The organism is Sinomonas soli, assembly GCF_054782415.1.
On the sequence record NZ_BAAGSN010000006.1, the window covers coordinates 35,049 to 57,830 of the forward strand.

The window sequence follows — 22,782 nt, forward strand, 5'->3', positions numbered from 1 at the left end:
TTCGAATCTATCCCACGCCCACTCCCCACCCGGCCCGGCAGGGCCGCTTGGTGCGATCTGTACAGAACAAGCCCTCCTCGCTTTCAGTTGCGAGCAAGTCTTTGCCGATTCGATCTCCGGAAGGCCAGCGTCCGGGCCGGACTGCAGAGTGCCCTGCTGTCGCGGGACCGCGCCGCGGCCTGTGCTCGGAAGCGTCTCGCACAGTCTGTGAACTAACGTTGCATGTTGACAATGCTGCAGCGTCCATTCTAGACTCCAGCTATTCACACAGGCGTTCACGGAGGTTGAAACCATGCAACGGCAACCCAGCCCTCTTCGGGCTCCTAAGGCCCGCGGGCTGCGAAGCCGATCTCTCTACCTGGTTGACATCGAGAACATGGCAGGCACCTGTCGGCTCGCCAGAGCCGAAGTCACCAGGGTCCAGTCACGCATCAACTGGGCGGTCCCGCCCAACGAGAGCGACCACACCGTCATCGCCTCGAGCCACCACAACGCAGCTGCCACCTACTTCGGCTGGGCCGGGTCGGCGCAGCGCCTCGCCCGCAGCGGAAAGGACGGCGCTGACACCGCCCTTATCGAGGCGGTCAGCGACACTTCGTGGATCGCGGGCCGCTACGACAACGTCGTAGTCGCCTCCGGGGATCACATTTTTGCCCCCGCGGTAGCGGCTCTCAAGGCCGCCGGGACCAACGTCATCGTCATCTCCCCGGACAGCGGGCTTTCCCATCGAATGCGGCTCGCTGCGGGCCCCGACCTAGTGAGGCTCGAAAAGGTCATCCCCTCCAAAATCGTCAGCATGTCCAGCATCGAAAAGGACGCAGCATGAGCACCCCAGACGCCACAGTCACCATTACCGCCAGCGACATTGCCCAGCTCGCCGGCGTCGGCCGTTCTACTGTCAGCAACTGGCGCCAGCGGCACAAAGACTTCCCGAAGCCTGTGGCCGGAAGCGCAGCAAGCCCCCGCTTCGACGCCGCCGCGGTTCACGCCTGGCTCAAGCTCAACGGCAGAGAAGTCACAGACCTCCCAGCGGATTCCGCTGTATGGAGCGCGACGGACCTGCTCCGCAGCGTTGCAGCACCTGGCGACTACGGCCTAATCACCGGATCGCTACTTGCTTGGCGCTACGTCTCCGACCCGGCGTCCACGGGTTTCGACAACGGACTCCCCGACGACACCCACTGGCGACACCTGCTGAATCTCGATGAACCCGGGGACATCATCCGCGCGGTCGAGCGCGGAATGCGCGCCTATGAAACGGCTCGCCCCAAAAGAGAGCCTCTGTTCGGCCCATTCCTGGACGGTCACGGCACCGCCATCCTTGACCGCATGAGCGGCGCCGGCATCCGTGGATTCATCCGGGGCCTCGACAGTGTGCCCGCGTCCAAAATCGGGGAAGCCTTCGTATCCTTCCAGGAGCGTCTGACCACTTCTGCCCGTCGGGGCTATGACGAGTGGGCCACCAGTGCACCTCTCGTCGCCCTGCTTGCCGCAGCCGCCGAGAGCATACCGGGCCCCGTGCACGACCCTGCAGCGGGCTCCGGCCGCCTGCTCCTGGCGACGGGAAGCCGGGGTGAGCGCCGCGTGGCTCTGACTGGGCAGGACGTCAACGAGGTCGCCTGCGCACAGGCGAACCAGCGTGCGCTCGTGACCGGCCACAACGAGATGAGTGTCCGGCTGGGGGACTCGTTCCACACTGACAACTTCGGGCACGGTATCGCCCAGGTCGTCGTCGTTGATCCCCCGTATGGCATGTCCTACCACGACCACGAGAGCCTCTATCTAGATCCGCGGCTGGCCTACGGGCAACCGCCGAAGTCGAGCATGGACACCGCCTGGCTCCAACTCGCCCTGTCATACCTCGGACCTGGTGGTCGCGCCTTCGTCCTTCAATCTCCGGGCAGCGCCTTCCAGAGCGGTCCGACCGGCCGGATACGCGCAGCAATGCTAAAGGACGGAGTTGTCGAGGCTGTCGTCGCCCTTCCCGGCGGCCTGGCATCCAACACTCAAATCCCCCTGAACCTGTGGGTCCTCTCCAGACCACATGAGAGCGCTGACCCCTCGCGCGTACTGCTGGTCGACCAGAGCCAGGGCAAGGAGATCGACATCGACGGCGTCGCCTCTGCCCTGAAGGAATGGCGTGAGCGCCGCACAGTCCCGGAGGACATGACTGCGGGCGCCTTTGAAGTTGCGGAGATCCTCTCTGATGACGGGACCCTGAGCCCTCAGCGATGGACAGCCTCGGCACGGGATACCCCTGAGACGGAAGACATTCTGATGAACGTCGAGAGGCTGCGGGCTGCGGCAGCAGCCGTCGAGCCGCTGGCGAAGCTGACCAGCGGTGCTGTCGTCGCCGGCACGCAGGTGCCGAAGATGATCTCGGTCTCCGATCTGGCCAAGGCCGGCAAGTTAGCCCTGCTCAAGGCCAACGAACGGATCCGCGAGGAGGACTACAGCAGCGAGGGGACTCCCGTCGTCAGCGGAAGCTGGGTTCGGGGGGCGGAGGACGAGCCACGGCGGATCAGCCTGGGTGTCCTCAAGCACGACCCGGTCATCACTGAGCCCGGAGACGTCTTGGTCCAGAACACGGGGGGCCTCGCCGCCCGTGTGGACACGGTCGGCGGACAGGTTCTGCTGAGCCCTAACTTCCAGCTTCTCCGCCTGAACGGCAACGTGATGCGTCCGGACTACCTCGCCGAATTCCTGGTGACGGCCAGCAACCAGAGGCAGTCCTTGGGCACCACTATTCAGCGGATCCGGGTCCAGGACCTCAAGATCCCTCTCCTGCCGCTGGCGGAACAGGCTCGGGTGACGGAGCGCATCACCGAGTCGCGCCGCCTGCAGTCCGCCGCCCGCGCGCTCCTCGAGGCCGCGTCGACGGTCCGCGACAGCCTCGTCGAGGGCATCGCGACGGGAGTCATCGAGATCGCCGAGGACCGGGGGGCTCAGGATTGATTCGGGCCGTTACCCAAGCCGCAACGGGCCTTCACGGCACCCCGCGCTCAGGCGGATATGGTTGCCATCAGACTGATCCTGGAAACCCGCGATCCTTTATAGCGGCTACCAGCGAACCGGCAAGAAATGACGAGCGAGAACACGGAAGGCAGGGCATGTCTGCTCTCGGAGGCTTCATCTGGAACATCGCGGACCAGCTGCGGGGTGTCTACAAGCCTGCGCAGTACGGCACGGCGACGCTGCCGTTCCTGATCCTGCGACGCATGGAGTGCGTGCTCGCGGACAACCGGGAGGCCGTCAACGAGCTCGCCGCTGCGACCCCGAACGACGATCTGCTCGCCGCCAAGCTCCGCAAGCAGTATGGGCTGCACTTCTGGAACCGGACCGACTACACCCTCAAGTCGCTGCTCGGGGACCCAGACAACCTAGCCGAGAACCTCCTCGACTACGTCTCAGGCTTCTCCTCAAACGTCTCGGACATCTTCGAGCGGTTCGGCTTCGACAAGACGGTACACAAGCTCGATGAGAAGGACCGGCTCTACCTGATCGTCGAGCAGTTCTCCGACATCCCCCTCCACCCCGACGTGGTGTCGAACGCCGACATGGGGGAGGTCTTCGAACACCTTATCTTCAAGTTCTCCACTGCCTCCAACGAGACGGCGGGCGAGCACTTCACTCCCCGGGACGCCATCAGGCTGATCGTCGACCTTGTGCTCGCACCCGACGATGACCTGCTCGCGACCTCAGGCGTTGTGCGTTCGATCTATGACCCCACCGCCGGCACAGGCGGGATGCTCTCGGTCGCTGAAGAAGCAATCAAGGCCATGAACCCGAAGGCCAAGGTCACGCTGGCCGGGCAGGAGCTCAACGACGAGTCCTACGCCATCTGCAAGTCCGACATGATCGGCAAGGGTCAGGCCGTCGACTCGATCCGCCTCGGAGACACTCTCCGGGACGACCGCCATGCTGAGTCACGCTTCGACTACTGCCTCTCCAACCCCCCATACGGCGGCGACTGGAAGGCCGCAGAGGAGGTTGTCCGCAAGGAGCACGCACGTGGCGATGGGCGCTTCGATGCTGGGCTGCCCCGTATCAGCGATGGGCAAATGCTGTTCCTCCAGCACCTCGTGTCCAAGATGCGCCCCGCCACCGCAGGGATCGAGAACTCCGGTGGCCGCGCTGGCATCGTCCTCAACGGCTCGCCCCTATTCACTGGAGGCGCCGGCTCTGGTGAGTCGGAGATCCGCCGCTGGTTGGTCGAATCAGACTTGGTCGACTGCATCGTCGCACTGCCGACGAGCATGTTCTACAACACCGGAATCGCCACCTACGTCTGGATCCTCGACAACCACAAGCCTGCCGAGCGTCGAGGAAAGATCCAGCTGATCAATGCGACCAGCCGATGGACCAAACTCCGCAAGAATCTTGGATCGAAGAACCGAGAGATCGGAGACGCGGACCGCGCTGCAATCGTGAAGCTTTACGCCGAATTCAAGGAAACAGAGGAGTCGAAGATCCTTGAACCAGCAGATTTCGGCTACTGGGAGGTCACCGTCGAGCAGCCGCTCCGCCTGCACTTTGAAGTCACATCGGAGACTGCCACAGCAGTTCGAGCGGTGAAGGCCGTGCAGAAGCTCGGCGATACCGATCAGCGAGCCGTAAGCACTGCCTTGACTGCACTTGAAGGTAGGGCATGGAAGAATCGCGATGAGTTCACCCGGGCACTACGGTTGGCACTCAAGGCGGCCGGAACGATCGTGAGTACTCCCGTCATCAAGGCAATTGGGCAGACCATCGGCAGACGCGACGACTCCGCGGAGGTCTGCACCGACAGCAAAGGCAACATCGAACCCGACACCGACCTGAGAGACACCGAGACGGTGCCGTTCCGCGACAGCATTGAAGCGTACTTCGAACGCGAGGTGAAGCCACACGTCGCCAGCGCATGGATCGACGAGTCGAAAACGAAAATCGGTTATGAGATTCCGTTCACGCGTCTGTTCTACAAATACGTGCCTCCGCGGCCGCTCGACGTGATCGACGCCGAACTCAACCAGCTCACGGCCGAGATCATTGACCTGCTCCAGAAGGTGGAGGCGTGACACCCACGCAAGTTCGCGATCTCGTCGAGACAGGACACGATTGGCTGCCTCGGATTCCGCAAAGCTGGGCGGTAGTCCCGGCCAAAGCGCTCTTCAAGGACCGCCGGGAGCTCAGCGCCGATGACGACGAACATTTGACTCCGTCGCAGAAGTTCGGGGTAGTGACTCAAGCGGAATACATGGAAATCACTGGCACACGCGTGGTTCTCAACCTGACTGGTGCGGACAACATGAAGCGCGTTAGGCCGGGAGACTTCATCATCCATCTCCGGTCGTTCCAAGGGGGCATCGAACGATCAACGATTCCCGGCAAGGTGAGTCTTGCCTACACGGTGTTGACCCCTCGCCACGGAGTATTCGGGCCCTATTTCCGGTGGCTACTGAAATCGGACCGATATATCCAAGCGCTGCGTGTCACGGTCAATCAGCTTCGGGACGGTCAATCGATCCGTTACCAGGACTTTGCCAAGATTCATCTACCTCTTCCGCCAGCCGAAGAACAACGCGCGATCGCCAACTATCTAGACCGAGAGACAGCACTGATCGATGATCTAATCGAAAAGCAGACCGCCCTGATTGAGCGCCTCCGCGAGCGACGTTCGGCGACAGTGCTCACTGCCACGGAGAGGTGGGGGCATGTTGTCTTCGAACCGATACGGTGTCGTTACCTCTGCGATGTCGGAACAGGGTCGGGAGACACGCAAGACGCAGATGAAGAAGGCGAGTTCCCCTTCTATGTTCGTTCGGATACCCCACTTCAGAGCCAAACGTACGAGTTTGAGGGCCCTGCAGTCCTGACCGCGGGTGATGGCGCTGGGGTTGGGAAGGTCTTCCACCTTGTCGACGGTCGGTTCATGGCCCACCAACGCGTCTATGTGATGCGTCGGTTCCGCCGTGTAACCCCAAAGTTCTTCTTCTACTCATTCTCGGCGCGCTTCGCGAAGGCCGCTCTCGACGGGAGTGCCAAGTCGACCGTCGACTCGGTGCGTCGCCCGATGCTCATTGACCTTCCGCTGCCCATCCCACCACTCGATGAGCAACGAGAAATCGTCGACTATCTCGATCGCGAGATTGCCAAGATCGACGCTCTGATCGACAAGGTGGAGCTGCACATCGGCCTCGCCAAGGAACGGCGGAGTGCCCTAATCACCGCCGCCGTCACCGGTCAGATCTATACAGGAGGAGCCTGATGGCAAACCAGACGTGGGAGTCCGAGTTCGAGCGGGAGCTCTGCGAGTACCTCGAGGCGCACGACTGGCTCCTCAGTCATGATGACACCGGCTACGACCGGCAACGGGCGCTGTTCCCCGAGGACCTGTTCGCCTGGCTCGAGCAGACTCAGCCGAACGAGCTCGCCAAGAAGGTCAAGCCGTCTATGCCGGAGCAGGCCAGGGCGAAGGCCAAGGATCAGATCCTGGCACGGCTGGCAGCGCTGCTCGACAAGGGACAGCCCGTAGGCGGGTCGCTGCAGGTGCTCCGGGCAGGGTTCAAGGACACCCCTGCCACGTTCGTGCTGATGCAGAAGCGCCCCGAGCAGGACGTCAACCAGACCGTCAACGACCGATACAGGGCGAACCGCCTGCGGGTCATGCGCCAGGTCCATTACTCGACCAAGAACAACAACTCCATCGACCTGGTGCTGTTCCTCAACGGCATCCCGGTCGCAACGCTGGAGCTGAAGACCGATCATAAGCAGAACATCGGGGACGCGAAGAAGCAGTACATGCAAGACCGGGACCCGGCCGGCGAACCGCTGCTCGGCTTTGGCACGCGTGCGCTTGTCCACTTCGCTGTGAGCAACGACGAGGTCTGGATGACCACGAGGCTCGCGAAAGAGAAGACCCGCTTCCTCCCGTTCAACCGAGGCAATGACGGACACTCCGGCAACGGCCCCGACGAAGACGGAGGATCGCCGACCACCTACCTGTGGCGCGAAGTCCTCCAACGCGACCAGTGGCTCGACATCCTCGGGAAGTTCATCCACTACGAGACCACCAAGCACACCGACGAGAAAAACGGCCAAACCACGACAGGCCACGTGCTGATCTTCCCGCGGTTCCACCAGCTCGACGCAGTCACCAAACTCGTCGCCGACGCCAGGGAGAACGGCCCCGGCCAGCGGTACCTCATCCAACACTCAGCCGGCTCCGGCAAGACCCGCTCGATCGCCTGGGCTGCCCACAGGCTCGCCACCCTGCACGACGCGGACAACCAGAAAGTCTTCGACACCGTCATCGTCGTGACCGACCGCAACGTGCTCGATGCCCAGCTGCAGGAGGCCATCAAGCAGATCGAGTCCAAGAGCGGAATTGTCGCCACGATCTCGAGGACCGAGGCCGCGAAGAAGTCCTTCTCCTCGAAGTCCTCCTATCTGACAGAGACCCTCTCCTCGGGCAAGCTCGTCATCGTCGTGACGATCCAGACATTCCCCCACGTCCTCCAGGCAATCCAGGAGAACAAGGCCCTTGCTGGCAGGAGCTTCGCGGTCATCGCCGACGAGGCCCACTCCTCCCAGACCGGGCAGACGGCCAGCAAGCTCAAGCAGGTGCTCTCCGAGCAGGAGGCCGCAGACTTGGCCGACGGTGGCGAGGTCGACGTCGAGGCAATCCTCGCAGCTGAGGCCAAGGCGAAGGCCGACACGCACAACATCTCCTTCCTCGCGTTCACTGCGACGCCTAAAGCCAAGACTTTGGAGATGTTCGGCACGCCCGGTCAGGACGGACTGCCGCGACCGTTCCACACCTACACAATGGCGCAGGCCATCGAAGAGCAGTTCATCCTCGACGTACTGCTGAACTACACCACCTACAAGACCGCGTACGAGCTGGCAATGAAGGTCGAGGGCGGCCAGATGCGGCCGGTCCAGCGGATCGACGGCGACGGCGAACTGGTCGACGAGTCAGCCGCGACGAAGGGCCTGATGCGTTGGGTGAAGCTGCACCCGACGAACATCGCCCAGAAGGTCCAGGTGATCATTGAGCACTTCGAGTCGAACGTGAAGCACCTGCTCGACGGCCAGGCGAAGGCGATGGTCGTGACAGACTCCCGCAAGGCCGCCGTGCGGTACAAGAAGGCGATGGATGACTACATCGCCAAGATGGGTTACACCGACTACACGAGCCTCGTAGCGTTCTCCGGCGAAGTCGATGACCCCGAGACCGGACCGGGCCCCTTCACGGAGCACACGCTGAACCCCGGTGTGAAGGATCTACGCAACGCCTTCAACACCGACCAATACCGGGTCATGATCGTCGCGAACAAGTTCCAGACCGGATTCGACCAGCCATTGCTGTGCGCGATGTACGTGGACCGCCAGCTCTCCGGCGTCGCCGCGGTGCAGACACTCTCCCGCCTCAACCGGTTCCTCCCCGGCAAGATGACGACAATCCTCGACTTCGTGAACAGCGAGAAGGACATCCTCGCCGCCTTCAAGCCGTACTACGAGGAAGCCCAGATTATCGCGACGACCGACCCCAACCTGATTCACGATCTTCAGACGAAGCTGGACACCTCGGGACGGTACACACCGGAGGAGCTCGACGCCGTCGTGGAAGCCTTCGTCCTGAAGAAGGGCAACAACGCCCTGGCAGGGGCGATCCAGCCGGTGAAGCAGCGATACATCGCCGCCTACAACACCGCAGCCGCGCAGCAGGACAAGGGCACGATCGACGACCTCGACATCTTCCGCAAGGACGTCAGCACGTACGTGCGCCTCTACGACTTCCTGTCACAGATCATCGACTTCGAGGACACCGATGTGGAGAAGCACGCCGTATTCTTCCGGCTGCTGACCCCGCACCTGCGTGCGGGCGGCGGCTCCGAGCGAGTAGACCTCTCTCACGTCGAGCTGGTGCACATCAAGCAGAAGGAAACCGGCAAGCACACGCTCAACCTCGCTGAGGGCGAGGTCGTCCCACTGAAGCCCACAACTGGCGCAGGGTCAAAAGCCAACCGCGACCCCCGGCTGGTGCTGCTAAACGAACTGATCGACAGGCTGAACTCTCAATTCGCCGGCGAGAACTTCCGGGAAGACCAAGTCTCCTCATGGACCAACGCTCTCGTGGACGCGATGAAGACGGACGAGGACCTGCGAGAACAGGCCGAAGTGAACAGCGAGGAACAATTCCTCGCATCCCCGACCCTAAAGGACGCGCTGCTCCTCGCCGTGGCGGAGACCAACGATGCGCATTCCCGCATGACCGAACTCTTCAACGAGAAGGGCGCAGTGGAGAAGGCGATGCTCGAGCTTCTCGGCAGGCTGCTGTACTTGGACCTCCATACAGAGGAAGGGAGAGATGCGACGGGAACCGACGAATAGCGGCTTCGGCCCTGCATAGACGCTCGCCCAGATCGTCCTCCTGATCGCGCCGCGCGGCTGGAGGTTAGCCGAGGCGCCTTAACCTAAAGTGGCTCTGTATCCGCCGGATCCCGCACGTTCGAAAGGCGCGTCCCGTGGCGCTTGATCTTGACTGCCCCAGTTGCCAGGCCGACTCATCCCAGGTGAGCCTGGTCGAAAGGATGTCAGGGACGCAGAAGAAGCTTAGGTGTGCGGAATGCGGGCATGAATGGCTCCGCGGGGAGCCTGCCCGCCAGAGCGTGTCCCGGCCGACTCTGGCGGACATTCGAAAGCGATTCCCGAAGCCCGGCGATGTCGATCCCGTCAAGCTGGAACGGGCAAACGAGCTAAAAGCCGAGTTTCTGGAGCAGGCACCGGAGCCTGATCCAACCATGGCGGCATACTGGGCCAAGTACCAGCAGGTGTTCAGCGCGGAGGGCCTGCCGAGGGCGCGGCCGCAGGATCTGAAGGACTTTGCCAACAACGGCACAGGGGGCAACCCCGGCAACATGTCCGTCTTCAACGACGCGTGGAACGAGATAGGGGCCGAAGCCGGCGCCGAACGAGTGCGCGGCGCGGTCGACTTCTTGCTCCGCGGCACGTCACCGGCCGATCTTGAGGACCGCCTCACCGCCCTGATCAACGAGACGGTGCATGTCGGCATGAAGGGCTTCAAGGAGTCGCTCCTCACGAAGGTCCTGTGCATCGTGTACCCGGACCAGTACCTCACGATCCTCAAGTACACCGGCGTGGCAGGCAAGCGCGAAATCGCCCGCTCGATCTGGGGCCTTGAGCTGCCAGACCCCGAGCGAGTCACCTGGACGATCGGCCGCCTTGTACTCTGGAGCAACGACCTGCTGCTGGCGCTCCTCGGAGACGGCTTCCGCAACCAGCAGCACGCCTCCTCCTTCCTCTGGTGGGCGAAGGACAAGGCCTAGATCCCGACGGGTCGGGGCAGCGGTAATTGGCTCTGGCCCCTGGCAGGTCTGGGGTCTACGTACCTCGTGTGCCGTGTGCTAGTGCCCCGAACCCCGTCGAACGGCGTGATCACTGTCGGCATCGCCGGCGGCCGGACTACTCAGTTGCGATAGTGGTCGGTGCTGCAGTTACCGCCTGGGAGAACGGGGCCCTTCACTGGGGAAGGTGCGGAAAGCGGGGTTCTTTGCCCGGCTCTGGCCGAATTACGAGGGGCTTGGTGGGCGTCCGCTTCTGCCCTCACGATCTGCTGGAACTGTCCCCCACTTTCCCCAGCTTCCCCACGGCTGGCACTGGCATTCCATGGCGGATTCCCGCTCGAGCCCGTGCCCTCGGAAGAACCACGTACGCTGTTCTCCCACCGGCCGAAGCCGAGAAGGCTGATTCCCAGCGCTGGAACCTGGGCAGGCTCCGGGCTCGCGGTATCGTCCCGACGTCTTCAATCAGTGAAGGGAGCGCCCGATGGGCGAGGCGCATCGTCGCGAAGCCCAGGAAGTCGAAGGGCCACGTGGTCGTCTACCGACAGGGCTCCTGCCAGGTGCGGCACCGCAGTTCGGAGGCCGCCCAAAGGTGCCGCAATCGCTGAACCGGTGCGCGTCGGGACCGTCCCGCAGGACGCCCGGACCCGGGACAGGACGAGCTGAGGCCACCTGGCGTCCATGCCGACGCCTTTGGGGTGATTCGCCGGTGTCGGGGGCTCGAACTTGCACGCGCCCTTAGCCTCGTGCAGATCAATCGGTGCCTCTCGTGGCGGCGAGGAGCCTTTCGATGCGGTCGGGCCGGGACCCGTCGAGTAGGGCGCGCCGCTGGGCGCCGGCCCAGTCGTAGAGGTTCCGCTCGGTCCCGGACAGGACCGGGCGGGGCCGGTGCCCGTGCCGGGCGGTGAACGCCTTGTAGCGGGCGAGCTGGCGGTCCCAGGCGGTGTCGGCGCGGTCGCGGGCGACCGGGTCGTCCCAGTGCCGGCCGAGGCCGTCCTCGAGCAGTGCCCGCTCCTGGGGTGTGGCGGACCCGGTGCGTGCCCGGGCGCGCTGGGTGCGCAGCCAGTCGCCGAGCTCGGCCTCGTCCGGGTCCGCAGCGGAGGGGTTGGGCAGGCGCCGCTCGGCGACCTGGAACGCGCGGGCAGCGGACAGGCGGGCCAGGAACCGCTCGGGCCGGGGCCGGGCGGCGGGCATGGCCGGCAGACCGGTGATCTGCAGCGCGAGCTCGCGCACCAGGTCCTGCCGCATCGTGTCCCCCCTCCCCGGGCCGCCGAGGGCGCGACGCATTGCGGCGCTGGCGGCGGCTGTTAGCCCCCGAGTCTAGACTCAGGAGCTGTCGGCCTCGGAACGCACACCGGGGCCTGCCCTCCGCATTGGGGCGGCAGGGCGAGCACCTTGATCCTTGGGGGACAAGAGAATATGAGCTACACCCAACTGCCGCCACGCGGCCCGAGGAGGCCGGGCACGCCCGGGAAGTCGACCTGGATCGTCGGGGCAATCGTCGGAGTCATCGCCCTGCTCGGGGCCCTCTCCAGCGGGTTCTGGGCCGTCCTGATCGTCCTGGCTATGGCGGCGCTGCTGACCGGCCTATACGTCGTGGCGACGGGGCGCCGCTCGTGGGCGCGGATCCCGGGCGGCCGGAAGATCGGCGGGGCGACGCTAGCCGCCGCGGTGGTCCTGTTCGTCGTCGGGGGCATGATGGCACCGAGGACCGCGCACCTCGAGCAGGCCTCTGCCGACTCCACTGCCTCCCCTGCCCCCACCACGGCTGAGTCGCCGTCGGCCTCGTCGGAACCGACCCCCTCACCGACTCCGACAGCGACCACAGAGCCGCTGGACCCCGACACGGTGGTCGCCGCCGACGGCAAGGCCCCGAAGGCGCAGCCCGCGTACGCGACCAAGGCGTTGGACCTGCTGGCGACGCTGCCGGTGAAGGGCCGGGCCCCGAAGACCGGGTACGACCGGGCCCAGTTCGGCCAGGCGTGGGCGGATGTGGACCACAACGGGTGCGACACCCGCAACGACATCCTCAAGCGCGACCTCACGAACACGACGTTCACCGCCGGGAGCAAGTGCAGGATCGCCACCGGCACCCTGAACGACCCGTACACGGCGAAGACGATCTCCTTCGTCCGCGGCAACGGCACGAGCACCGCGGTGCAGATCGACCACGTCGTGGCCCTCTCGGACACGTGGCAGAAGGGCGCCCAGCAGCTGACCCTCGCCCAGCGCACCGCCCTGGCGAACGACCCGCTGAACCTGCTCGCCGTGGACGGGCCGACGAACGAGGCCAAGGGCGACGGCGACGCCGCGACCTGGCTCCCGCCGAACAAGTCCTACCGCTGCCAGTACGTCGCCCGGCAGGTCTCGGTGAAGGCCACCTACGGCCTGTGGGTCACCCAGGCCGAGCACGACGCCATCGCCCGCATCCTGGGCTCCTGCCCGGACCAGTCGGCCCCGACCAACCAGACGGCCCCGGTGGTCCAGCCGACCCCGGTCGCGCCGCCCCAGACAGTCGACCCCGTCGACCCGCCCGCTCCCCCGGTGCCCGTCGCGCCTGTCCCGGACACGGGCAGCGTCTCGTACGCGAACTGCGCCGCGGTGCGGGCCGCAGGTGCAGCCCCGCTGTACGCAGGTTCGCCGGGGTACAGCCGCAAGCTGGACCGCGACGGCGACGGCGTCGCCTGCGAGAAGTAGTCCCGGTTCGAGGCCGCTGTCCGGCAGGCGGGCGCACCGGTCGCCTGACACCGCCCCTTGCAGTCCACGGCTGGCGGGCCCCGGCCGGGTAGTCTCATCCGGGAGCCGCGCACGCACAGCCCGGCCCGCGCAGACCAATATTGGGGGATCCATGGACAACTCTGCCCAGAAGAAGACTGCCGCTGCAGCGGCGCCGACCACCAGCCGGGGCGGGCCTGCCTTGCGGGTCGGTACCGCCGTCGCGGCGATCGCCACCGGTGCCCTGGCCGCGGTCCTGTGGCTGGGCATCCTCGCTGGCAGCGAGGTCCGCCACACCGCCGGGCCCGGCGCCGACGTCGCCATGTGGCTGCTCGCCGCCGGCGCCGCCGGGGCGCTGGTGTCCGGAATCGTCCTCGCCCGCCGTGCCCGCCGCCGCGGTGGCCCCGTGCCCTTAGCAGTAGCCGGCTCCGCGGTGCTGGTGCTGATCGGGGCGCTCCTCGAGGACAGCCTGGGCGTGTTCGAGTTCGGCTCCGCCGGGGGCGTCACCCTGGCGGTGCTACTCGCCGGGACGGTGGCCCTCACCGCTCTGGTGCTGACCGCCGAGCGGCCAGGCACCCTCCCCCGCCCCGCCTGACCACGCAGGAGGGCCCCGCAGCGTTGATCGCTGCGGGGCCCTCCTCTATCAAGGGCGGCGGCCGCTCAGGCGGAGGACTGGGTCGTGCTTTGCTGCCGTCCCATATGCGGAGGCGCCGGCACGCGCCGCGCGGCGGGGGCGATAATCAGTGGATGCCCTCCTACGCGCCGATGACACCTGGGGCGCTGGTGTCCATGGTGGTTGACCGCTGCCTGGCACGGCCGGGCCGGACCAGGGTCGCCGTCGACGGCGCGGATGCGGCGGCACCGGCCGACCTCGCCCGGAGGATCGCGGCGAGGCTGCGCCCGGCAGGCCGGGCCGCGAAGGTGGTGGAGCTGAAGGACTTCATGCTCCCGGCCTCCCAGCGGCTGGAGTTCGGCCGTCAGGACCCCGACAGCTACCGGGAACGCTGGTTCGACTTCGGCGCGCTGGCCCGCGAGGTGCTGGACCCGCTCGCCGCACCCGGGCCTGCGCAGTGGCTGCCGCGGCTGCGTGACCCGGAGACAGACCGCTCCGTCCGCGACCGGCGGCAGCCGGCGCCCGATGGGCTGGTCCTGCTGGCGGCGGGGCCCATGCTGCTGGGCCACTGGCTCGACTTCGACCTCTCCGTCGCCTTGCAGGTCGACGAGCGGGTCCTCCGCGAACGGACGCCGGCGGAGCTCGCCTTCACCGTCGACGGCGTCCTCGAGCACGAGCGGGAGCGTTCCGAGGAGCCGGACATCCTCGTGCGGTACAACCACCCGGAGCGGCCAGCCGTTGCGGCTGCCGCCTGATCCCGCCCGCGGCTGTCAGCGGAGTGGCGAGGCCTGCTGCGATGAGCAGGCCGGCGCCAGCGGCGGAAAACAGCTTCCTGATGAGGAAGGCCCTCTTCGGGTGTGGATTCTCGTCCGCGGCGGTACGCAGGAGAACATGCGTTGATGGGCCGCCCGGGTTCGCCCGCCCGGTGGTCATCCGCCGATCTTGACGAGCTGCCCGCCGAGCTTGGTCTGGAGCTGTGCGGCGTCGGGGGCCTGGATGATCCAGTTCTGACCGACCAGCATGGGCGTCTCCTGCGGGGAGTCGGGCCGGCTGAAGGTGTCCTTCCAGTCCTGGACGGTGGCGGCGGCGTCCGCGTGGCTGACGTAGGTCTCGAGCCAGACTTGGCCGCAGCGCCCGGACTCGGCGGTGCGCTTGACGTTGGTCGGGGTGAGGGTCTCGCAGGTGTCGCCGGCCTTGATGTACGCGTCCTTCAGGGCGGCCAGGGAGGCGTAGGAGCCGCCGTCCTGCGGCGGCGCCGGGGCGCGGCGGGGGCGGTGGAGCACCCGGTGAGGAGTGCGGTGAGGGCGGTGGCCGCGAGGGCGGCGTGGGTGAGCTTCAAGGGTCCCCCTAGGTGGTTGGCTTCCGGTCGGATTGTACATGTCCAACGAGTATGGCGCGGTGGGACCGGTGGGTGGTCAGGCGGCTGCTGCGAGGGCCCTTTGCCCGGTCGCGGTGGCGGTCGCGGATCGCCCTCCCTACCTGGCTGGGCAGCGCCGTAGCCGTGCCTGGACGCAGGAGGGGCCCGCGACGGGCTGCGTCGCGGGCCCCTATCGGTGCTGGTCACCCACAGACGTCACCGTGCGCCGTCCCGTCGGTCACGACCGGCGGATTGATCACGATGGCGACGTCGAATCCGATGCAGTCCACACCCGGGGCCTTCACCTGGTAGGACCAGCTCGTGCCCGGCCCGTAGTCCACCTCGATCCCGTTCAGGGGTTCCTTCGTCCAGATCTGCTTCTGCACGACGCCCTTGATGAACGAGGTGGCCCTGACCCAATTGGTTTCGCAGTGCGGCGAGTACCGGACTTCCACGATGCCAGTCTTCCGCTGCGTCGACGTATCGACGATGGGAACGGTCTTGACGGTCACGGCGTCCTTGTAACAGCCAGTCTGCTGTGGGTCACTCTGGATCCCGGGGCTGTACCCGATGGGGCTTGCACTCGCCGGCGCGGCCAGATTGGTGCCTGCAGACACGGCGACGAGAAGCGCCGTGCACGCTATGGCGGCGAACAGCCAGAAGCCTCTGCGCCGCCGCCTGGTCGTGGTTGTCATCGGTTCCTCCTCCTGATTGGGCCTCTTGGGCCTCCTCGCGTGGTGCCTCTGCTCCGGGTCGTCGGCGGGACCGGTTGTCCGTCCCCACGAACCCACCTACGCTCAGGCTCACATGGCGCGGACAGGTCGCCCTGAGTGGGGGACGAAAATGGGACAAGACCCATCAGAAGGGCTCTTCTCATCCATGCCGGACACTCCGGCCCGCTTCGGTGAAGCGCTCCGCGCACTCCGAAAGGTCAGCCTGAGCGATCTAGTGCAGGCGCAGGCAGCGGCGAAGAAAAGGAACGGCGGCGGGATCGTCATTTCCAAGTCGCAACTTGCCCGATATGAGGGCGGGGCGCTGCCGCCGCTCAGGCACGCGGAGCATCTCGACGGCCTCTACCAGGCCAGGGGCTGGCTGAGCCTTGCGCTGAGGAACCTGTGGGGGCCCAGATGGGACCCTTGGGGCACCCATGATGGCCCCTTGGCGCGCCACCATCACCTGATCTGGCCCGCCAGACTCGAAGGGCACGTCTGGATCCGGTTGAAGCCGAGAAGCGACTCAGTCGACGCCCACCACCGCGTTACCCTCCAGTGGGGTGCCTGGTGTCGCGATGTCGACTGCGCACTCCCCGCCGCTGGCGTCGTGCTCGTCACAGGGAAGGCCGAGGACGAGCGCTCTGTCACGCTCAACCTGAGCGCCGACCGGGAGGTGTTCGTCCTGTACGGGGCCGGAGAGTCCTTCCCCCCAGAGGACATCGTCCTGAACATCGAGCATGGCTGGAAGGAATGCCAGCGCAACTCACGCCGAAGCGGGGAGGCCGGCGCCGTACCGGGACCGGCCTCCGTCCCGAAGCGGGAGGCGACACCGTAGGACGGCGACCCCTGGCCGGCAGAGCTGTACCGGCGTGACCGGCAAGGCACCCCCACCGTAACCGCTCCCCCAAGGCGCCAGTGCGAATTGTCCAGAGCATTCTGGACGATTGCCCCCTTGGGGGTCCCGCCCGGGGAACCTCGTGACCCTGGGCACAGACCAACAGTCGTGCCTAATCGTCCATAGCAGTCTGGACGATTAGGCACGTGAGGTCGACGTAATCACGAAACCCTGTGGCGCTGTCAGAGCGGTCTTCCAGGGCTTAGAAGCTGACAGCGGGCGGGGGTCGAGAGGGGCAGCGCCGACGGCGTAGCGACGTGCCCTCTCGGCCCCGGCGCGCAGGCCTAAGGGGTGACGGTCACCAGGATCTTCGCATCGAGGTGCCCCTGGGCTGCGGAGAACTCGGCGCGGCCGGCTACGGTGCCGGCGCGGGCGCCGGCGGGGGCGGTGACCCGCACCACCACCGTGGCGCTCTGCCCGGCAGGCAGTGAGGGGACGTTCGCGGCGGTGGCCGTCCAGCCGTCGGGCAGGGCGAGCGAGACGGTTCCGCGCGAGAACGCGTGGCTGTCCTGGTTTGCCACTGTCAGCGCAACGTCGGCCGAGCCGCCGGGGGCGAACCGCGCGCCGTCGGATGTCAGGGCCCCGCACAGGGGACCGAGCCACTGTGAGTCGAAGGTGTCGAACGTGATGGTGTTGCCGGCACCCTCGTACAGGACCCCGAACTTCCCATTTCCGAGGGCTGTGACGGTCGAGTAGCTCGTGGGCAGACCCGGGGCGAAGGCGCGCGAGGTGCTCCAGGTGGCTCCGTCGTCGCAGGAGTAGCGGATGGTGCCGTTGACGCGCGCGAATGGCGGGTTGTCCGCGTTGGAGAAGAGCAGCTTCTTCGCGTCCGCTGACCCTTCCGGCGCATCGGGGACCATGCGGGTGATGCCCGCGTTGTTGCGCGGATCGGTGAGGGTGTGGTCGTACGTGACGGGGCCGTAGGTCGCTCCGCCGTCGTGCGAGATCGCGATCTTGCGCCCGCCTCCGCCTGCGCTGTCGCGTGAGTTGAGCATGACGTCGCCGTTGGAGAGCTCCACGACCTTGTTCTCGTCCATCGCGGTGCCCACCGGCTGGCCCATCTGCCAGCTCTTGCCGTGGTCGTCGGAGTAGACGCTGTAGGCCTGGATCTGCCGCGAGCCGTCGGGCTGGATGACCGTTCCGGCGAACTGCTGGATCAGGCGGCCCCTGTGAGGGCCGTACTTGAGCTGGATGCCCTCTCCCGAGGAGGCGAACTGGCCGACGACCCCGCCGACGTTGGCGACGCCGTTGACCGTGGCGCCCACCGGCTTGACCACGTTCGTGATGAGTGGCCCAGCGAAGTCCGAGTACGCGGACCCGGACGGGTAGGCCGTGGGCGTGGGGAGCGCGGGCTGGTTGGCTGGGTCGGTGGACCAGGTTTTGCCCCCGTCGGTGGAGACGGAGACCTCGGAGCTGATCACCGAGCGATCTGCGTCGTCGTTGCCGAGGTGGCTCGAGGCGAAGCCTGCGTCCTTGGAGTAGACGTGGAAGTTGAAGACCGTCCCGGTCTCGCGGTCCACGACGTAGCTCGGGTCGGAGAAGCCGAACGGCGCCTGGCCGGGCGCCGCTACCTGGCCGCGGGCGATGTACGTCGGTGCGCCCCAGGTCTTCCCGCCGTCCGTGCTGCGGCGCTGGACGATTGAGTTCGGTGCCGGCGAGTCGCCCCCGGTGGGCCTGCCGTCGTATGACGCGAGCACCACGCCATTGCCGAGGCTGGCGAGCCCGACGATCCTGTAGTACTTCCCGAGCACGGGATCGATGGCGTTGTCCCCGTTGGACGCGAGGACCTGGCTGCTGAAGTGCCCCGCGGCGTCATCGTTGCCGGCGCCGGGGACGGCCTGCGCTGGGGGTGCGACCGCAGCCAGGCATGCGGCCGCGAGGACCGCGGCGCCAAGTCCTGAGAGTGCCGTGCGTGGTCGATGTTGTGGGCGTTGTTCGAGCGGCTTCATAGACTCTCCTTTGAACGCATGATATTGGACGTCCCATGTCCGTAGATCGGATGGAAGTAATCGAAAGGCACAGTGGATTGCTCCCCTGATGGGACGTAGGACGTCCCCAACCTAATGATTCAGATCACATGCGTCAAGGGTGCGGTGAAGTGCTAACCATCCCCGACGGGCTGTGCTTGCGTGGCTTGTCGGACGGCCCCGAGGGCGCAGTTGTCCGAAGAACCTGTGGTCGTGACTATGGTCGCTTGTCATGGTGCTCGCTGCCCTCCTTCTCATCGGAGCCCCCGGCCTCTGACGACGTATCAGAGCGCAGGGGCAGGCTCGGAGCGAGGCGCCTGCGCAGGGGCGCCGGGTGCTCCTGGGTGGCCTCCCCGATGGGGAGGGATGCGGTCCGTCGGCGCGAGGAGGCGCTAGCCGTGTCACCGGCGATGCCTCGGGAGACGCGGCCCGGCTTTCAGGCGATGCGCTCGCCGTCCCGCCAGACCGCCAGGACGTCGAACCCTGCGTCGAGGAGCACGGCGTCTGCTGCGTAGCCCGGTGAGAGGCGGCCGTACCTAGTGCCGAGGCCCATGGCTGTCGCGGGCGTCTGGGTGAGGGCCTGGACTGCTTCCGGGACCCGGATGCCGACATCTTGCACGGCGCGTCTCAGGGCGGCGTCCAGTGTGAGGGTCGAGCCGGCGATGGACCCGCCGGCGGCGAGACGCGCCACGCCGTCCCTGACGTCGACAGCGAGGCCTCCTAGTCTGTAGGCGCCGTCGCAGGACCCTGCGGCGGCCATTGCGTCGGTGATCAAGGCGACGCGCCCCGGCGCGGCTGCGAAGAGCATCCTCACAACTTCAGGATGGACGTGGATGCCGTCGTTGATGACCTCGAGGGTCATCTGCGGGGAGCTCCTCGCGGCTACTACAGGGCCGGGGGCGCGGTGGCCGACACCGTTCATGGCGTTGAAGGCGTGGGTGAGCAGCGTAGCTCCCGCTGCGGTGGCCTCGAGTGCCTGGTCGTAGTCCGCGTCTGTGTGCCCGATGGCGACACGCACGCCCGCTTGGGAGAACGCCTTGACAGCCTCGAGGCCGCCGGGCAACTCCGGCGCGAGGGTGACCTGCCGAAGCGACCCTGCTGCTGCGGCGAGCAGGGCCTGGATGTCCTCCTGGGTCGGCGGACGGAGGGCCGCGGGGTCATGGGCTCCCCTTCGCCCCGGGTCGAGGAAAGGGCCTTCGAGATGGCTCCCGAGAATCCGGCTATCCTGCGATGCCAGTTCCGCGATGACCGAGAGCCGGGCGGCGAGCACGTCGACGGGGGCGCTCACCAGGGACAGGACCGAACGGGTGGTCCCGTGGCGTTCGTGTAGGGCGAGGGCGGTGCTGATCGCGCTGGGCCCCTCGTCAAACGAGGCGCCAGCCCCGCCGTGGCAGTGGATGTCAACGAACCCTGGGGTGAGCCACGCACCTGCGGCGTCGAACACGGCATCTGCCCGCGACCAGGTGCTGCCGGCGCCCCTTGCCGTGACGCGGCCTCCCTCGAACCGCACCCAGCCGTCCGGGACGAGCGCTCCTTCGCTGACGACGGCCGCACCATGGATGACCGTGGAAGGCACCGCTCTGCTCATCATGCTCCTCCCGCATTTCCGGCCGCCCCGTGGTGACCGATCGTCCGGTGCAGCCATGCGAGCTTGGCGGCGAGGTGGACCTCGCCGCCTCCTTCGTGCCCGTTGAACTCGTAGACATCCACCGTCTTGGGGCCGGCGTAGGCGTGGTATGCGGTGAAGCAGGTCGAGGGTGGACAGACTGGGTCCATCATGGCGATGGAGAAGAGGGCCGGTGCGGTCGCCCGGCGCACCAGGAGGGCGGCGTCGAAGTAGGAGAGGGTGTTGAACGCGTTCTCGGTCTGGTCGCGGTGCAGGCTGAGGTAGTCCGCGATCTCGGTGAACGGCGGTCGGGCGGCGATGTCGGCACCGCGCCGGAAGTTGCACAGGAATGGCACGTCGGCCATGACCCCGGCGATTCCCGGCGCGAGGGCGGCTGCGGCGAGGGCGATGCCGCCGCCTTGGCTGATGCCGGTCACCACCACCCGGTCCGGATCGACCATCTGCAGTGCGCGCGCAGAGGCGACGGCGCTGACGGCGTCAGCGTAGACGCGCCGGTAGTAGTACGTCTCCGGCGACTCGATCCCGCGCGTGAGGAAGCCGGGCACGTCGCCTGGCCTCTGGGGCACGGCGTCCTCGGTGCTTCCCGGTGCTGCGGACCAGCCCTGTCCGCGCGTGTCCACCAAGAGGTGGGCGTATCCCGCGCAGGCGTATGTCAGGTCCTCATGGGGGAGGCCTCGGCCGCGGCCGTAGCCGAGGAATTCCACGACGCAGCCGAGGCGCCCTTCAACTGTCCGTGGCGTCCGGAGCCAGCCGCGGACAGGCTGTCCATCGGAGCCGCCGAAGACGACGTCGTAGGTGGAGACGAGCGCGAGGCCGCTGTCGACCTCGGTCAGGAGCGGGCTGCTGCCTGCCGGAACTGCCCGCCCGAGCGTCTTCCTCCAGAAGGCGTCGAGGTCGGCGGGCTCGGGCAGGCTGGGCCGGAGGCTCCAGCACTCGTCCAGGGTGATGTCGGTGAGCGGCATTTGATGTGCTCCTCGTCGCCGGGGCTGAGCCGGCTGCTGCTGTGTCGGTCGACTGCCGCTCAGGGGCGGATCAGTGCTCCTGCCAGGACGGCTTGTTGGCGAGGACGTGGTGGTAGTACTCGGTGTGGCGGAGGGAGGAGGCGGCGGGAGCATCGAGGAGCACGGTGGCGTGGGGGTGGAACTGGAGGACCGAGGCCGGGCAGGAGGCTGCGACGGGCCCTTCCACCGCCGCGGCCACTGCCTCGGCCTTGGCCTTGCCCAGGCCGATCAGGAGGATGTGGCGTGCCCGGCCGATGGTGCCCAGTCCTTGGGTGAGGACGTGGTGGGGCACCTGGTCGATGTGGTCGAAGAACCTCGCGTTGTCCTGGCGGGTCTGCTCGGTCAGCGTCTTGATGCGGGTGCGCGAGCGGAGCGAGGACATGGGCTCGTTGAAGCCGATGTGGCCGTCGGTGCCGATCCCCAGGATCTGGATGTCGACGCCGCCGGCCGCGCGGATGGAGGCCTCGTAGCGTTCGGCTTCGGCCGCCGGATCCTCGGCCTCTCCATCGAGCCCCTGGACGGCTCCCTCGGCGAAGTCCACCTCCTGTGCGAACTCCCGGCGGATGACAGAGCGGTACGACTCGGGATGGCTGGCCGGCAGCCCGACGTATTCGTCGAGCAGGAACGCCTTCGCGTCCGCGAAGCTGAGTCCCGATGTGCGATGGCGGGCTGCCAGCTCCTGGTAGGTGCCCAAAGGCGTCGAACCGGTGGCCAGCCCGAGGACGGCGGGCCCCGTGCGGACGCGGGCCTCGATGATGTCGGCTGCCGTGCGGGCGACGGCAGCCGCGTCCGGGAGGATGACGATCTCCATGGCCGCTCCTACAGGGCGCGTCGGTCGGTGATGAGCTTGCGGATGCCGTCGAAGTGGCGGTTGAGCTGCTCGGCCGCAGCGGCCTTGTCCCCGTCGGCCACAGCCTGGAGGATGCGCCGGTGCATTGCTGCCGTGCTCACGAAGTCGGCTGTCCCCGGCCCCACCTCGGCGTGGATCTTCCGGTAGACCGTCCAGAAGACCTCCAGCAGGCTCAGCAGGAGGTGGTTCTCCAGCGGCTCGAAGAGGAGCCGGTGGAAGCGCGCATCGGCGGCGGAGAACTCCTCCCCCCGAGCCGCATGCTCCTCCATGAGGGCCACGGCCTCCTCGAGCTGGGCCAGGCGCTCGGGAGTCATCGCATCGATCGAGGCCCCGACCAGGCCCGACTCGAGCGCCTGGCGGACATCGACCAGCTCCATCGCCTCGTGCCCCTCCCGCCGCAGGGACAGCTGCCCGCGGAACGTCAGGGCATCGGCCAAGGCGTCGAAGTTCGACGGGGCCACGAACATCCCGAAGCCGTGGCGGATCTCCACGATCCCCAGCCCCTGCAGCACCTTGAGGCATTCGCGCAGCGCGTTGCGCCCGACTCCCAGCGTCGCGCTGAGCTCGTTCTCGGTCGGCAGGGGGTCGCCGGCAGCGAGTCCCCGCTCGAGGATGAGGTCGATGATCTCCCGCTGCAGCGTGCGCAGGCGGGCCTGGGCGCTGAACCGGAGCACCTGCGCGGAAGTCGCGTCTGCCAT

18 protein-coding genes are annotated in these 22,782 nt (G+C 66.9%); 10 read left to right on the forward strand and 8 right to left on the reverse strand.

Annotation, left to right across the window (positions count from 1 at the left end; all coding sequences use genetic code 11):
- Nucleotides 1–376: 376 nt before the first annotated feature.
- From ACYVKZ_RS05805 to ACYVKZ_RS05830, 6 genes are all read left to right on the forward strand, one after another.
- Nucleotides 377–826, forward strand: a complete 450-nt coding sequence (locus ACYVKZ_RS05805) for an NYN domain-containing protein (protein WP_460991116.1) — start codon at nucleotides 377–379, stop codon at nucleotides 824–826.
- Nucleotides 823–2,955 carry an N-6 DNA methylase gene (locus ACYVKZ_RS05810; protein ID WP_460991117.1) on the forward strand — a complete coding sequence of 711 codons (2,133 nt, stop codon included), beginning with the start codon at nucleotides 823–825 and terminating at the stop codon, nucleotides 2,953–2,955. The genes ACYVKZ_RS05805 and ACYVKZ_RS05810 overlap by 4 nt, the downstream gene beginning before the upstream one ends.
- 155 nt (nucleotides 2,956–3,110) lie before the next feature.
- A complete protein-coding gene (locus ACYVKZ_RS05815; protein WP_460991118.1) occupies nucleotides 3,111–5,057 on the forward strand; it encodes a type I restriction-modification system subunit M in 1,947 nt (648 codons plus the stop codon).
- Nucleotides 5,054–6,247, forward strand: a complete 1,194-nt coding sequence (locus ACYVKZ_RS05820; RefSeq protein ID WP_460991119.1) for a restriction endonuclease subunit S — start codon at nucleotides 5,054–5,056, stop codon at nucleotides 6,245–6,247. The genes ACYVKZ_RS05815 and ACYVKZ_RS05820 overlap by 4 nt, the downstream gene beginning before the upstream one ends.
- Entirely contained in the window at nucleotides 6,247–9,375 is a 3,129-nt protein-coding gene (locus ACYVKZ_RS05825) for a type I restriction endonuclease subunit R (protein WP_460991120.1), read from the forward strand. The genes ACYVKZ_RS05820 and ACYVKZ_RS05825 overlap by 1 nt, the downstream gene beginning before the upstream one ends.
- 134 nt (nucleotides 9,376–9,509) lie before the next feature.
- Nucleotides 9,510–10,331: a zinc ribbon domain-containing protein gene (locus ACYVKZ_RS05830; protein ID WP_460991121.1), complete on the forward strand. Its 822-nt coding sequence runs from the start codon at nucleotides 9,510–9,512 to the stop codon at nucleotides 10,329–10,331.
- A 768-nt stretch (nucleotides 10,332–11,099) separates the two neighbouring features.
- On the opposite strand, the gene ACYVKZ_RS05835 is transcribed toward ACYVKZ_RS05830, so the two are convergent.
- Entirely contained in the window at nucleotides 11,100–11,594 is a 495-nt protein-coding gene (locus ACYVKZ_RS05835; protein WP_460991122.1) for a helicase associated domain-containing protein, read from the reverse strand.
- A gap of 171 nt (nucleotides 11,595–11,765) precedes the next feature.
- Here ACYVKZ_RS05835 and ACYVKZ_RS05840 point away from each other — a divergent pair, with 171 nt between their 5' ends.
- The 3 genes from ACYVKZ_RS05840 (at nucleotide 11,766) to ACYVKZ_RS05850 (ending at nucleotide 14,429) form a co-directional block, all read left to right on the forward strand.
- Nucleotides 11,766–13,043, forward strand: a complete 1,278-nt coding sequence (locus ACYVKZ_RS05840; protein WP_460991123.1) for a GmrSD restriction endonuclease domain-containing protein — start codon at nucleotides 11,766–11,768, stop codon at nucleotides 13,041–13,043.
- Between the two features lie 151 nt (nucleotides 13,044–13,194).
- Entirely contained in the window at nucleotides 13,195–13,656 is a 462-nt protein-coding gene (locus tag ACYVKZ_RS05845) for a hypothetical protein (protein ID WP_460991124.1), read from the forward strand.
- 152 nt (nucleotides 13,657–13,808) lie between these two features.
- Nucleotides 13,809–14,429 carry a nucleoside/nucleotide kinase family protein gene (locus tag ACYVKZ_RS05850; protein WP_460991125.1) on the forward strand — a complete coding sequence of 207 codons (621 nt, stop codon included), beginning with the start codon at nucleotides 13,809–13,811 and terminating at the stop codon, nucleotides 14,427–14,429.
- A 174-nt stretch (nucleotides 14,430–14,603) separates the two neighbouring features.
- Here the strand turns inward: ACYVKZ_RS05850 and ACYVKZ_RS05855 are convergent, their stop codons facing one another.
- Both ACYVKZ_RS05855 and ACYVKZ_RS05860 read right to left on the reverse strand, forming a co-directional pair.
- Entirely contained in the window at nucleotides 14,604–14,957 is a 354-nt protein-coding gene (locus ACYVKZ_RS05855) for a hypothetical protein (protein WP_460991126.1), read from the reverse strand.
- A 277-nt stretch (nucleotides 14,958–15,234) separates the two neighbouring features.
- A complete protein-coding gene (locus ACYVKZ_RS05860; RefSeq protein WP_460991127.1) occupies nucleotides 15,235–15,726 on the reverse strand; it encodes a DUF2690 domain-containing protein in 492 nt (163 codons plus the stop codon).
- Between the two features lie 184 nt (nucleotides 15,727–15,910).
- Between ACYVKZ_RS05860 and ACYVKZ_RS05865 the strand changes: the two genes are divergently transcribed.
- Complete coding sequence (locus ACYVKZ_RS05865) at nucleotides 15,911–16,579, forward strand: hypothetical protein (RefSeq protein ID WP_460991128.1); 669 nt, start codon at nucleotides 15,911–15,913, stop codon at nucleotides 16,577–16,579.
- A gap of 344 nt (nucleotides 16,580–16,923) precedes the next feature.
- On the opposite strand, the gene ACYVKZ_RS05870 is transcribed toward ACYVKZ_RS05865, so the two are convergent.
- The 5 genes from ACYVKZ_RS05870 to ACYVKZ_RS05890 all read right to left on the reverse strand — a co-directional run bounded on the left by ACYVKZ_RS05870 (nucleotide 16,924) and on the right by ACYVKZ_RS05890 (nucleotide 22,782).
- Nucleotides 16,924–18,588 carry an exo-alpha-sialidase gene (locus ACYVKZ_RS05870; protein ID WP_460991129.1) on the reverse strand — a complete coding sequence of 555 codons (1,665 nt, stop codon included), beginning with the start codon at nucleotides 18,586–18,588 and terminating at the stop codon, nucleotides 16,924–16,926.
- A 454-nt stretch (nucleotides 18,589–19,042) separates the two neighbouring features.
- Entirely contained in the window at nucleotides 19,043–20,194 is a 1,152-nt protein-coding gene (gene nagA / locus ACYVKZ_RS05875; RefSeq protein ID WP_460991130.1) for an N-acetylglucosamine-6-phosphate deacetylase, read from the reverse strand.
- Nucleotides 20,194–21,195: an acetylxylan esterase gene (locus tag ACYVKZ_RS05880; protein WP_460991131.1), complete on the reverse strand. Its 1,002-nt coding sequence runs from the start codon at nucleotides 21,193–21,195 to the stop codon at nucleotides 20,194–20,196. The genes nagA and ACYVKZ_RS05880 overlap by 1 nt, the downstream gene beginning before the upstream one ends.
- Before the next feature lie 70 nt (nucleotides 21,196–21,265).
- Nucleotides 21,266–22,045 (reverse strand): glucosamine-6-phosphate deaminase, encoded by a 780-nt coding sequence (gene nagB, locus ACYVKZ_RS05885; protein ID WP_460991132.1) that lies wholly within the window; start codon nucleotides 22,043–22,045, stop codon nucleotides 21,266–21,268.
- 8 nt (nucleotides 22,046–22,053) lie between these two features.
- Nucleotides 22,054–22,782, reverse strand: a complete 729-nt coding sequence (locus ACYVKZ_RS05890; RefSeq protein WP_460991133.1) for a FadR/GntR family transcriptional regulator — start codon at nucleotides 22,780–22,782, stop codon at nucleotides 22,054–22,056.